The organism is Allomesorhizobium camelthorni (genome assembly GCF_011045125.1).
Classification (GTDB): Bacteria; Pseudomonadota; Alphaproteobacteria; order Rhizobiales; family Rhizobiaceae; genus Allomesorhizobium; species Allomesorhizobium camelthorni.
Map to the genome: position 1 here is coordinate 162,610 of NZ_JAAKZF010000002.1, position 12,109 is coordinate 174,718.

The 12,109-nt window shown below is 63.7% G+C and carries 13 protein-coding genes; 5 read left to right on the top strand and 8 right to left on the bottom strand.

Features of this window, described 5'->3' with window-relative positions; genetic code table 11:
• Window position 1: 1 nt before the first annotated feature.
• A complete protein-coding gene (locus G6N73_RS03210; RefSeq protein WP_165023277.1) occupies window positions 2-928 on the top strand; it encodes a dimethyl sulfoxide reductase anchor subunit family protein in 927 nt (308 codons plus the stop codon).
• Between the two features lie 4 nt (window positions 929-932).
• On the opposite strand, the gene G6N73_RS03215 is transcribed toward G6N73_RS03210, so the two are convergent.
• The 7 genes from G6N73_RS03215 to G6N73_RS03245 all read right to left on the bottom strand — a co-directional run bounded on the left by G6N73_RS03215 (window position 933) and on the right by G6N73_RS03245 (window position 6,860).
• The gene (locus G6N73_RS03215) at window positions 933-1,124 is read right to left on the bottom strand and encodes a hypothetical protein (protein WP_165023280.1); all 192 of its coding nucleotides are present in this window, start codon (window positions 1,122-1,124) and stop codon (window positions 933-935) included.
• Window positions 1,125-1,234: 110 nt separating this feature from the next.
• Window positions 1,235-2,197, bottom strand: coding sequence for a lipid A biosynthesis lauroyl acyltransferase (locus G6N73_RS03220; RefSeq protein ID WP_165023283.1), 963 nt, complete (start codon window positions 2,195-2,197; stop codon window positions 1,235-1,237).
• 6 nt (window positions 2,198-2,203) lie between these two features.
• A complete protein-coding gene (locus tag G6N73_RS03225; RefSeq protein ID WP_165023286.1) occupies window positions 2,204-3,232 on the bottom strand; it encodes a zinc-binding dehydrogenase in 1,029 nt (342 codons plus the stop codon).
• A gap of 157 nt (window positions 3,233-3,389) precedes the next feature.
• Entirely contained in the window at window positions 3,390-4,661 is a 1,272-nt protein-coding gene (locus tag G6N73_RS03230; RefSeq protein ID WP_165023289.1) for a beta-ketoacyl-ACP synthase, read from the bottom strand.
• Window positions 4,662-4,678: 17 nt separating this feature from the next.
• Complete coding sequence (locus tag G6N73_RS03235; RefSeq protein ID WP_165023292.1) at window positions 4,679-5,866, bottom strand: beta-ketoacyl-ACP synthase; 1,188 nt, start codon at window positions 5,864-5,866, stop codon at window positions 4,679-4,681.
• A 43-nt stretch (window positions 5,867-5,909) separates the two neighbouring features.
• Window positions 5,910-6,194 (bottom strand): acyl carrier protein, encoded by a 285-nt coding sequence (locus G6N73_RS03240; protein ID WP_008836853.1) that lies wholly within the window; start codon window positions 6,192-6,194, stop codon window positions 5,910-5,912.
• A 111-nt stretch (window positions 6,195-6,305) separates the two neighbouring features.
• Window positions 6,306-6,860 carry a histidine phosphatase family protein gene (locus G6N73_RS03245; RefSeq protein ID WP_165023295.1) on the bottom strand — a complete coding sequence of 185 codons (555 nt, stop codon included), beginning with the start codon at window positions 6,858-6,860 and terminating at the stop codon, window positions 6,306-6,308.
• 102 nt (window positions 6,861-6,962) lie between these two features.
• On the opposite strand from G6N73_RS03245, the gene G6N73_RS03250 reads away from it, so the two are divergent.
• From G6N73_RS03250 to G6N73_RS03260, 3 genes are all read left to right on the top strand, one after another.
• On the top strand, window positions 6,963-7,907 hold the full coding sequence (locus tag G6N73_RS03250) for an AEC family transporter (protein WP_165023298.1): 945 nt from the start codon (window positions 6,963-6,965) through the stop codon (window positions 7,905-7,907).
• Window positions 7,908-8,083: 176 nt separating this feature from the next.
• Window positions 8,084-9,541 (top strand): NAD-dependent succinate-semialdehyde dehydrogenase, encoded by a 1,458-nt coding sequence (locus G6N73_RS03255; protein ID WP_165023301.1) that lies wholly within the window; start codon window positions 8,084-8,086, stop codon window positions 9,539-9,541.
• Window positions 9,542-9,570: 29 nt separating this feature from the next.
• Entirely contained in the window at window positions 9,571-10,590 is a 1,020-nt protein-coding gene (locus tag G6N73_RS03260; RefSeq protein WP_165023304.1) for an aldose epimerase family protein, read from the top strand.
• A gap of 13 nt (window positions 10,591-10,603) precedes the next feature.
• Here G6N73_RS03260 and G6N73_RS03265 read toward each other — a convergent pair whose 3' ends face one another.
• Window positions 10,604-11,524 carry a sugar kinase gene (locus G6N73_RS03265; protein WP_165023307.1) on the bottom strand — a complete coding sequence of 307 codons (921 nt, stop codon included), beginning with the start codon at window positions 11,522-11,524 and terminating at the stop codon, window positions 10,604-10,606.
• A gap of 140 nt (window positions 11,525-11,664) precedes the next feature.
• On the opposite strand from G6N73_RS03265, the gene G6N73_RS03270 reads away from it, so the two are divergent.
• Entirely contained in the window at window positions 11,665-12,105 is a 441-nt protein-coding gene (locus tag G6N73_RS03270) for a FixH family protein (protein ID WP_425484036.1), read from the top strand.
• The last annotated feature ends 4 nt before the right edge of the window (window positions 12,106-12,109 follow it).

The window sequence follows — 12,109 nt, forward strand, 5'->3', positions numbered from 1 at the left end:
CATGCACCCGGCTTTCTCTATCGTCATCTTCACCACCCTTTCCGGCCTCGGCTACGGGCTCGCGGCAGTTCTGGGCCTCGGCCTGCTCGATCCCGCCGCTACGGCAACCAAAATCGCCCATCTGCTGGCGCTCGCGCTGATCGCCACCGGGCTCCTGTCGTCGATGCTGCATCTCGGCAATCCGCAGCGCGCCTGGCGGGCATTGTCGCAGTGGCGCTCAAGCTGGCTCTCACGGGAAGGCGTGATGGCGCTGATCACCTTCCTGCCGCTGGCCTGGTCGGCGTGGGCATCGCTGTTCGAGGGCCGCTACCTGGTGGCGCCAGGCCTGATCGGCGCGGTGTTCTGCGCGTTGACCGTCTATTGCACGGCGATGATCTACGCCTCGCTCAGATCGGTGCAGGCGTGGCACACGCCGCTGACGCCGCTCTGTTACCTGATGTTTTCAGCAGCGGGCGGGTTCGTGCTGGCGAGCTTCTTCGCCTTCGCCGGTGCGGGGTCGACGGCGCTCGTGCCGGCACTCGCCGTGCCCGTCACCATCGCCGCCTGGATCGCAAAACTGTTCTGGCGGCACGGAATGCGCACGCTGCGGCCGATTTCGACGCCGGAAACCGCTACCGGGCTCGGCCGGATCGGCCGCGTCCGCCTGTTCGAGCGGCCACATGTCAATGAAAACTACCTGACCAGCGAAATGGGCTTCAAAATAGCCCGCAAGCACGCGGCCAAACTGTCGGCGATCGCTTTCTTCCTCGGGGGAGCAGTGCCTGTCCTGCTGCTCCTTGTGCTGCTTTTGGCCGGGGCGGGCGCCGGCCTGTCAGCTTTGTTGATCGCGCTGCTGGCCGCATGGTGCCATGCGGCGGGCGTGTTGATGGAGCGCTGGCTGTTTTTCGCCGAGGCGCGCCATTCGGTAATGAATTATTACGGAGGTTGATTGTTCAGCGCTTCTGCGGCTCGACTCTAGTGCTGGTATCGTCGGCCGGCCGCTGGAAATGGGTTTCCTCGACCTGCCTGACCAGCCTGTGGATCGCAATCTTCTGGGCGTCGCGCTCGGAGCGGCGCTGGATGCCCCACGGCGTCCAGAGCGGCGCGCTGGCGCCCCTCGGCTTGATTTCGATGTTTTCGGTCATGCACTCGCCTCGTATGATCACGACAGTATGATCACGATAAGTAAACGAATGAAATCTGTTTTTGTTGCGGCAGCCGATCAAATGTTCGAGAAAAACGATGGTCAGGGCCGTCAGGCATTGGCCTTAGGTTTTTTGCGCCGCCGCCGCTCGCGCTTGGATAGGCCCCAGCGCTTATGGAACCACATCCATTGGCCCGGGTCCTCGCGGACCCACCGCTCAACGACGTCATTGAGGAGTTGTGCCGTCGCCGTCACCTCGACCCGGCCCTCGGCATCCCGCGGCAGCTCGATCTTCTCCTCGATTTCGAGCCGAAACCGGTTGCCGGGCAGCCGCACGCAACGAGCCGGATAGACGTCGCAATCATACTGGCGCGCAAGCTTGGGCAAAAGCGGGCTGGTTTCGCACTCCCGACCGAAAAACTGCGTCCTGATCCCATAGCGGAACTTCTGGTCGACCAGGACGCCGATCGTGCCGTTCGCCTCCAGTATCCGCGCCAGCGCGAAGGCCGCGCCGGATCTCGAGGCGAGCAGCTCGCCCATCGACGAGCGCCGCGTCGAAAGAATGTAGTCGGCGATGTAGGGGTTGTTGGGCGGACGGAACAATGCCGTGACCTTCATGCCGTAAGCGGCGCCGCCGATCGGGAGAAGTTCGAAATTGCCAAGGTGGCCGGTGAAAATGATGGTCGGCCTGGCTTCGGCGGCTATTCGTTCGAACATCCTTTCGCCGCGGACTTCCACGCGTCCGGGAGTTTCGGCCTGGGGATCGTAATCAAACAGCTGGTCGAGGAAAATGTACTCGGCCCCGAGGCGGGCCATGTTGCCCCACATATCGGAGGCAATGGCCTGTATATCGGCCTCGCTCTTTTCTGGATAGGCTTTGCGCAGATTGTCGAGCGCGACGCGATGGCGTCCGAACCATGGTCCGATGCGCCTTGCAGCGCGATCGGCGAATTCGAGCGCCTTGTCGGTCGGCAATAGCCGCAGCAGGCGCAGGACCGAAAGCGCGACCTTGGCGGTCAGCCAGTAATTGGCCTGCTTCAACGCCTGGGTCAGGCGGTAGACAAGGGCCTTCACCGCGGACTAGCTCACGCGAAGGATGATCTTGCCGAACACGTCTCGACCTTCCATGCGCTTCAGCGCGGCGCCTATGGAGCCGAAATCGACCTCGGTGTCGATCACCGGCGCGACGATGCCGGCCGCCATTTTCTGCATGGCGTTGGCCATGTTCTCCATTCTGCAACCGAAGGAGCCGAGGATTTTCAGCTGCTGCTGGAAGAGCTGCATCAGGTTCATCTGGGTCGAGACGCCGGAGGTCGAACCGCAGGTCACAAGGCGTCCGCCGCGCTTCATCGACAGCATCGAACCGGCCCAGGTGTCTGCTCCGACATGCTCGAACACCACGTCGACGCCCTTCTTTTTGGTCAGCTTGCGCACGACGCCTTCGAAGCGGTCCTCGCGGTAGTTGATGACGTGGTCGGCCCCGAGCGCCTTGGCCTTGTCGATCTTGTCGTTGGAGCCGACCGTCGTAATGACGGTGCAGCCCATCTTCTTGGCGAGCTGGATCGCGGCGGTGCCAATGCCTGAGCCTCCGGCCTGGACGAGGATCGTCTCGCCGGGCTCGAGCCTGGCATTGTCGAACAGCATGTGCTCGACCGTTCCGAATGTTACAGGTGCAACGGCCGCGCCAATGTCCGTCACGCCGGGAGGGGCGGGGACCAGGAGCCGCGCCGGCAGGTTGATCCTCTCCTGTGCGAAGCCGTCGAGATGGAATCCGTGCACACCCGAAACATGGTCGCAAAGATTGTCGCGGCCTTCGCGGCAGGCACGGCAGAGCCCGCAGGTGCGTGCGCCGTAAATGGAAACGAGCTGACCCGGCAGGAGCCCGGCGACGCCCGGCCCGACAGCCTCAACCTCGCCGGAGGCCTCCGCCCCGACGACCAGCGGCAACTTACGCTTGGCGAAGGCCATGCCACGCCAGCCCCAGACATCGATGTGGTTGAGCGCAACCGCCTTGATACGCAACGTGACTTCGCCGAGCGCGGGCGGCGGCGGCGGCGCGACCTCGACTGTTTCGAGCTTGCGGTCTTCGATGAGTTGCAGTGCGCGCATAGGTGCCTGTGATTAGGAACTAGGGGATGTGCATCCTTCGAGGCTCGCTTCGCTCGCACCTCAGGATGAGGGAGTTTGCGCCTACGGTCCTCATCCTGAGGTGCGAGCGAAGCGAGCCTCGAAGGACGCACAACGCCAAAAGGGCCGGTGGCCGCTACTAGACGGGTTCCCGAGCCATGACAAGGCAAGTGTTCTGTCCGCCAAAGCCGAAGGAATTGGAAAGCACCGTCGCCACTTCAGCGCGGCGCTTGCTGTTCGGCACCACGTCGAGATCAATCGCCGGATCGGGATTATCGTAGTTGATCGTCGGCGGAACGACGCTTTCGGACATGGTCATCAGCGAGAAGGCGGCTTCGATGGCGCCTGCTGCCGAGAGCGTGTGGCCGATCATCGACTTGTTCGACGACACTGGGATTGAGCGAATGTGCTCGCCGAACACCGTCGAGAGCGACATGTGCTCCATCTTGTCGTTTTCGGGCGTCGAAGTGCCGTGGGCGTTGACATAGGCGATACCGTCGACGCCGAGGCCGGCGTCGTCCAGCGCGGCTTTCACCGCCGCGATGGCCGGCGACCCGTCGGGCTTGGAGCGCGTGCGGTGGAAATCGTCGGCCTTTTCGCCGCAGCCGCGCAATATGCCGAGCACCTTCGCGCCGCGCGCAACCGCGCTTTCCAGCGATTCCAACACCAGCGCCGCGGAACCTTCCGCGAGCACGAAACCGTCGCGATCCTTGGAGAAAGGCTTCGACGCCTTTTCGGGAATGTCATTATGCGTCGAAAGTGCGGAGAGCAGCGAGAAGCGGATCAGCGCCTCGGCAGTCGCCGAACCGTCGGCTCCGATGGACAGAGCGCGCTCGCACTCACCGCGCCTGATCGCCTCCACGCCGAGCTGTATCGCGGTCGCGCCCGAAGCACAGGCTGTCGAAAGCGTGATTGGCAGGCCGCGCGTGCCGAAACGGTCTGCCAGGCGGTCGGCGATCGAGCCGAATTGCGAGGTCTCAAAAATGTCGAGCGAGTTCAAGCCGCGCGCTACCGTCAGAAGCCGGTCCGCGGCGCTGCCTTCCTTGCCGGAATTGTAGAGGGAGAAGCGCTCGCTCCAGTCGAGTTCCATCGGCGGCGACGCCAGGAACAGCGGGCCGCCGAAATCCTCGGCATCGACACCCGCCTCGGCGACTGCCTCCTGTGCGGCCGTTTCCGCGAGTTCGTAGGTAAGCGCACTGGCGCCTTTTTGGCTCGAAGCCAGGAAATCCACCGTGCCGGCAATGCGCGTGTTCAAGTGATCGACCGGAAAGCGCACGATCGGGTGGATGCCCGATTTGCCCGACGTCAGGGCGGCCCAGTTGTCGGCCTTACCGACGCCGAGCGAGGTCACCACGCCGATGCCCGTGACGGCCACGACCGGCCTGCCGAGATGGTCCGCGTATCTAGCCATGTTGGTTCTCCGGCAGTTCAGTCGGCTGCGACGAGCGCCATGCCTTCGAAATAGTGGTAACCGACAGCAGTCGCCAGCACCGATTGCGGAATTTCCTCGAACGGCTTTTCGGAAGTTTCGTCGAAGGGCGGATAGCCGGCCTTCCTGTCGACCGCGAGCGCCGCCAGCGCAACGGCGAAGGGAAACTGCGCTTCCTTCATATGGCCGGTCAATGTGCCAAAACTGCGGATTGCAATTGACGGGTTCTGGTTAAGCGCCGATTTTTCGGCCTTGGTCGCGGCATGCGCGCCGGATGCGCCGGAGATCGCCAGCAGCGGGCCATTGACGGGTGCGGCCTTCCCAAGCAGGCCGGCTACCGATTGTTCGAGATCAGCATTGCCGCGCCGCGACCGGCCGGATACGACGGCCTCCAACTGGGCATAAACATGCCGGCCGCGTGCTGCAGCGTGCTCGCGCGATTCCAGTACGAGAAAGGCCGCGCCCGATCCGGTGATCACGCCGCCGCCTTCCGCGCCCTGCCGCTGCCAGACCGGTTTCCACGGCCCACGGTGCAAATAGCCGCCGAGCTCGTAACCCAGGAGCATGTCGGGATGCTCGGTCTGGAAAGCGCCGCCGACCAGAACATGCGTGGCCTGGCCAGAGCGGATGCGGGCTGCGGCGGTCTCCACGGCCGAGACGCCGGCGCCTTCCTCACCCATGAAGGTGCGCGAGGAGCCGGTGACCTTGTGCACGATCGAGATGTTGCCGGCGAGCAGGTTGGACAGCTGCGCCAGGAAGAGGGTAGGGCGAAGCTCGGTCGTCAGCTTCTCGTTGAGCAGCACGTCGCGGTCGGAGCGACTTTCGGATGCCGCGAGAATGCCTGAATCCACCGCCTCGTCGCGCTCGCCGCCGCCGGCGGCTACCACCATGTCCATGGTCGCGCAGAGCGCTTCGTCGCCCTTGATGCCGGCGTCGTCGAGCGCCAATCCGGCGGTGTAGGTGCCGAGGCGCTGCCAGGTCTCCATCTGGCGCTGGTCGCCGCGCTTGGCGATCTGCAGGCCCCAATCGATCTCGGGCAAGGGATGGATGACGTAGGGCCGATAGCGCTCGGCATCGATGACCGGTTCGGGCCGTCCCGCAGTCAGCTTTTGCCAATGCGCGTCGGCTCCTTCGCCCAGCGACGAAACGAGGCCGATGCCGGTTATGACGACGTCGTTGGGGTTCATGGGCGGTCGTTTCGGGTTAAGGCGCTCTGTTCCGTCGGAGGGATCAGGCGGCGGCTTTCGCCGCGACGAGGCCGTCGATCTTCGCGCATAGGTTCTTCATCAGGAAATACTCGTCGGTCGAAGCCTTGCCGTCATTCACGTCCTGCGTCCACTTTTCGAGCGGCACTTTGATGCCGAATTCCTTGTCGATCGCAAAGACGATGTCGAGGAAATCGAGGCTGTCTATGCCCAGATCGTCGATGGTGTGGCTGTCGGGGGTGATTGTATCGCGGTCAATCTCGCTCGTTTCAGCGATGATGTTTGCGACTTTGTCGAATGTCGTTGACACGGTTTTTCCTTCGATTTGCAGGCGGGAGACTCCGCGCATGTTTGGTCCGGCTCTCTAATCGGTTTTTCCCGGCAGGAAAAGACCCTATCCGTGCGGCGAAGTCTGCAGACATTAGTTGAAGACGACGCGGCCGAGCACATGCAGCCCCTGCTCGGTAGGCCGCACGATGATCGCCTCGCCCTCGCGGGCGGAGACGCCGGTAAGCGCCTTGATGTTCTCGTCATGGGTGATCATGACGAGATTGCCGGAGCCAGAATAGGCGCGGATTTCGGCCATCACGGCCTCGTTTTGGGCCGCCGCTGCCTCTTCGTCCGGGCTCAAGAGGTCGAGCGCCTCAAAGGGCTCCACCTCTCCGTCGCGAAACGCGATGCTGCCGGTTTCGAGCGCGCGGCAATAACGGCTTGAAAGAACGCGTTCGGTCGGGGCCGCGCGAGCGGAAAAAAGCGAACCGATCTTCCGCGCCTGCTGCTGGCCACGATCCGAAAGGTTTCGCTGCGTACCGCAATCCTCAATCTTGAAGCGTGCCGGCTCGGCCGCTCCAGGCGCAATTGCATGGCGCAGCAGCACCACCTGCTCGCCCTCGCGCAGCAGCGCCCAGCCGGCCTCGGTGGCTTCGGCCGGGGCGTAAATGAGCAGCAAAAAAACGACAATGAAGGCTCGACGCATACAGGGTCCTTGGCGCTAGATGGATATAGGGACGCGAAAGCCGATTGAAAGACAAGCTTGGCAGGCGGTTGCGCCGCTTTCTCCACTCGCCTATCAGGCGGCATGTCTCCGCTCACCGAAACCGTGCTCTTCGTCTTCGCGCTCGTTGCGCTCGGCTATCTGGCCGGGCTGACGGGCTATTTGAAGGCTGAAACCGGCGATGCATTGTCGCAATTCGCCGTCGGCGTGGCGCTGCCGCTGCTGCTGTTCCGCACGATGGTGGAGGCAGACTTCCATGGCGCGGCTCCCTGGTCCCTTTGGGCGACCTATTTCGTCGCGGTGGCCGTCGTCTGGACCTGCGGCCATCTCGTAACCACCCGTGTTTTCGGGCGAGAGTCGCAGGCGGGCGTTGTCGGCGGTGTCGCGGCCTCGTTCTCCAACCTCCTGCTGCTCGGTGCGCCCTTCATGCTCGGCGTCTTCGGCCAGGAAGGTTTCGAGATCCTCTCGCTCATCCTTTCAGTGCATCTGCCGACGATGCTGATGGCGTCGATCATCCTGTTCGAGATTTTCGGGCGCGGCGGCGGCGTCCATCCTCTCCAGATCGTCAGGGAGTTCCTGCGCAAGATCTTCGTCAATCCGCTGGTCATCGGCATCCTCGCCGGCCTGTTGTGGCGTGCGACGGGCATGGCGCTGCCCGGGCTCGCTGCCCGGCTGGTCGATGCGCTGGCCGACATTGCCGGTCCGGTGGCGCTGTTCTCCATGGGCTTTGGACTGCGAAAATTCGGGCTGTCGGGCAATATCCGCCCGGCGCTGGCGCTCACCGTGCTCAAGCTCTTCCTGATGCCGGCAGTGGCGCTGGGCATGGCGATGCTTCTCGGCCTGCCGCCGCTTTCGGCCAAAGTCGCCGTCGCCGCTGCCGCGCTGCCGTCCGGCGTCAATTCCTACCTCATCGCGATGCAATTCGGCACGGGGCAGGGGCTGGCCTCCAACCAGTTGACGATCGCCACGGCCTGCGCGGTCGTCACTACGGCATTCTGGCTGACCGTCGCGCAGGCGGTGTTCGGCTAGGACTGGACCAGCAAGCGGCGGATCATTGCGATTGATTGGGCGGCGGGCGCTGGAGTAAGAGATTGCCCGGTAGCCTGGGCGGCGTACGGTCGCCCCCGAAGCGGCGGTCAGTCGATAAGATCGCCATTCGTCCAACAATTCCAGAACAGCGCCACAGCGCTGACGAGAGGCGACAAATGCTACAGAAAACCAGCCATTACATGCGCCAGGCAAACCTCATCGGCGGCAAATGGGTTCAGGCCGATTCCGGCGCGACGATCGACGTGATCAATCCGGCCAACGGCCAGAAGCTCGGCACCGTGCCGAAATCCGGCGCCGCGGAGACCCGCCGCGCCATCGAGGCCGCCGATGAGGCATTCCAGAGCTGGCGCAAGACCTCGGCGCTGGAACGCTCGAAACTGCTGCGCAAGCTGCACGACGCGATCATGGACAACCAGGATTCGCTGGCCGAATTGCTGACGATGGAGCAGGGCAAGGCGCTGTTCGAGGCCAAGGGCGAAGTGGCGATCTCCGCTGCCTACATCCTCTGGTTCGCCGAGGAAGGCCGCCGCACCTACGGCGATGTCGTTCCCTCGCCATGGGCCGACCGCCGCATCATCGTCACCAAGCAGCCGGTCGGCGTCATCGCTGCGATCACGCCGTGGAATTTCCCGTCATCCATGCTGGCGCGAAAGATCGGACCGGCGCTGGCCGCCGGCTGCACAGCCGTCGTCAAGCCTGCCTCGCAGACGCCGTATTCAGGCCTCGCCTGGGGGGCGCTCTGCGAAGAGGTCGGCTTCCCCGAGGGCGTCGTCAACATCGTCACCGGTTCGGCCGGCGAGATAGGCGACGAAATCTGCGCCAATCCGCTGGTGCGCAGGCTGACCTTCACCGGCTCTACGGAGATCGGCAAGATCCTGATCCAGAAATGCGCTTCGACCGTCAAGAAGGTATCGATGGAACTCGGCGGCAATGCTCCGTTCCTCGTTTTCGACGACGCCGATATCAACCGTGCGGTCGAGGGGGCAATCGTCGCCAAATACCGGAATTCCGGCCAGACCTGCGTCTGCACAAACCGTTTCTTCGTGCAGGCAGGCATTTATGACGCGTTTGTGGAGAAGTTCGCCGTAGCGACGGCAAAGCTCAAGGTCGGCCCCGGCCTCGACGAAGGCACTACGCAGGGGCCGCTGATCGACGACAAGGCGGTCGCCAAGGTCGAGGAATTCATCGACGACGCGAAGTCGCATGGTGGCAAGGTTGTCGCCGGCGGCAAGCGGCATGCGCTGGGCGGCTCGTTCTTCGAGCCGACCGTAATCTCGGGCGCGACGCCGAAGATGCGCTTCATGAAAGAAGAGATCTTTGGACCCGTTGCGCCTGTCTTCAGGTTCGAGACTGAGGAGGAAGCCGTAAGGCTCGCCAACGACACCGAATTCGGCCTCGCCTGCTATTTCTACACCGGCGATCTCGGCCGCGCGTTCCGCGTCATGGAAGGGCTGAAATACGGCATGGTCGGGGTCAATGAAGGCCTGATCACCACGGTCGAGGCGCCGTTCGGCGGCGTCAAGGAGTCTGGCCTCGGCAAGGAAGGCGGGCACCAGGGCATCGAGGACTATCTCGACACCAAATATGTCTGCATCGGCGGCCTCGGCCTCTGACCTTCAACGCAATTCGACGGGTGGGCGCAATGGCGGACGACGAAGTCTTCGGGACGACGGATGAGGGCGAGGCCGTGCGGCGGATTTCGATCGCCGGCGGCGGCCTGTCGGCCAAAATCCTGGGCTGGGGCGCGGTGGTGCAGGATCTGCGGCTGACAGGCCACGATGCGCCGCTGGTGCTCGGCTTCGAGCGGTTCGAAGACTATCCAACGCTCACGCCCTATTTTGGCGCGATGGTGGGCCGCCATGCCAACCGCATCCGCAACGGCCGCTTCACCATCGCCGGCAGGCGTTGTCAGATCGACGCCGAGCACCCGGAAAAGCACGGGTTGCACGGAGGTTCGAACGGCTATTTCAAGCGTATATGGGAGTTCGCGGAAACGGGCGCGGACTTTGTCACACTTTCCCTGCACGATCCCGACGGTTCGATGGGATTTCCCGGTGCGGTGGATGTCCGTTGCACATATCGCCTCCGCAATCCCGGCGTGCTTTCGATCGAACTCACCGCGACGTCGGACGCGCCGACCCTGTGCAACCTCGCGCATCACTCCTACTTCAATCTCGATGATGGCGGCGGCGGCGACATTCTCGACCACCGGATGTCGGTAAACGCCTCGGCCTACCTTCCGGTCGACGATACCCTGATCCCGACAGGGGTGGTCAGGCCTGTGGACGGGACGCCGTTCGATTTCCGGATGGCTCGCGCCGTCCGCATGGAAAGCGAGGGCGAGCAACTCGAGTATGACCACAATTTCTGCCTCGCCGCCGCTCGCGGGCCGCTCAGGCAGGCGGCATGGGTCCAGGGCGCAACATCCGGCGTCGAAATGGAGGTCTGGTCGACCGAACCCGGCCTGCAATTCTATATCGGCCAACACTTAAATCCCGACGCTGCAGGGCTTGACGGCCGGCGCTACAAGAAATTTTCGGGCTTTTGCCTGGAGCCGCAGACCTGGCCGGATTCGCCCAACCGGCCGTATTTCCCGCAAGCGACGCTGCTTCCGGGTGAATCTTATCGCCAGACGACCGAATACCGGTTCAGGCAGGTCTGACCGGCGGAACGATCTACCTGTCGAATGCCATCTTCAGGAGTTCGAACGGAGCCAGCGCGCCGCGCACCTGCACCACGGTCGCTGCAACCCGGTGCGCGCGCTTGGCAGCATCGGCGGGGGCGAGACCGAGCAGGCGGGCCGCGAGATAGGCACCGTTGAAGCTGTCGCCCGCGCCGGTCGTGTCGACCGGGTTCGCCACGTGGATGGCAGGCGATTCGAACGTGTCGCCGTAATGCAGGATCAGCGCTGGCTGATCGCCGTTCTTGACGACGACTTCGGCGGGGCCGGCATGCTCCAGCCGCCTGGCCGTCGCCTCCATGGACTGATCGCCGAACAGCATCTCCTCATCCGGGAATGTCGGCAGCGCAATGTCGGTGACGGCTAGCGCCTCGCCAATCGCCGTGCGCGCGGCGGAAATGTCCGGCCACAGTTTTGGCCGGTAATTGGGATCGAAGGCTATGTGGGCGCCGTGCTCGCGCGCTTTGGCTACGGCATCGAGAAAGACTCGCCGCGCAGGCTCCGCCAGAATTGCCAAAGTGATTCCGGAAAAGTAGATAAGCTCCCGGTTTTCAAGGCTTTTCGCTAGGGCGGCAGGATCGTCTGCGAGCCGGCGCGCGGCGGCGTCGCTGCGCCAGTAGGTAAAGGCACGCTCCGCCCCGGAGAGCGTGATCGCGTAGAGGCCCGGTCGCGCGCCCGGCAGGATCGGGCTGTTTGCAATGCCGATGTCATGGGATTTGAAGAATTCGATCTGGCCGTGGGAGAACGGGTCGTCGCCGAAGGCCGAGACATAGTCGACATGGTGGCCCGGCATCAGGGCGCGCATGGCCCAGAGCGTGTTGAAAGTGTCGCCGGCATAACCCATTCGCCACAAGCTGCTGCCCTGGCTCGACAGTTCGATCATGCACTCGCCGACCGCCGCAATGCCATGCGCCATGCATTCCTCCTTCGCTGTCGCCGCCCGCTTCTTAGCCAATTGAAAGCGGACTTGCCACTACCCCGAATGGCGCGTCACGGCTTTTCGTTCCGCCCCGGAGCGACTACTTTGCAACGCTCGGAATCGCAATGGAGACGCATTTGACCGCGATATGGCGTTACGCAGCCGCTGCTCTTGTCGTCGTCCTGATCGCGGCCGGCGGCATGATGGCCATGCACGGTTCGTCTGCCCCTCCCGCCGACCTCGATCTCTCGCGCTCGAAAGCCACGGAAAAGGGTGTTTTCCTCGCCTCGGTCGAGCCGGAAGCCGGGTCGTTCAAGCAGGGCGAACTGCACTCATGGGTGCTGACCGTCAAAAAGCCGGACGGGACGCCGGTGGAAGATGCCACTATCGCGGTCGATGGCGGCATGCCGGACCACAATCACGGCCTGCCGACCAGCCCGCAGGCAACCGCCCATCTCGGCGAGGGCCGCTACCGTGTCGAGGGCGTGAAGTTCAACATGGGCGGCTGGTGGGTGCTGCGCTTTGCCATTTCGTCGCCAGCCGGCGACGACGAAGCCGTGTTCAACCTGACGCTGTGAGCCT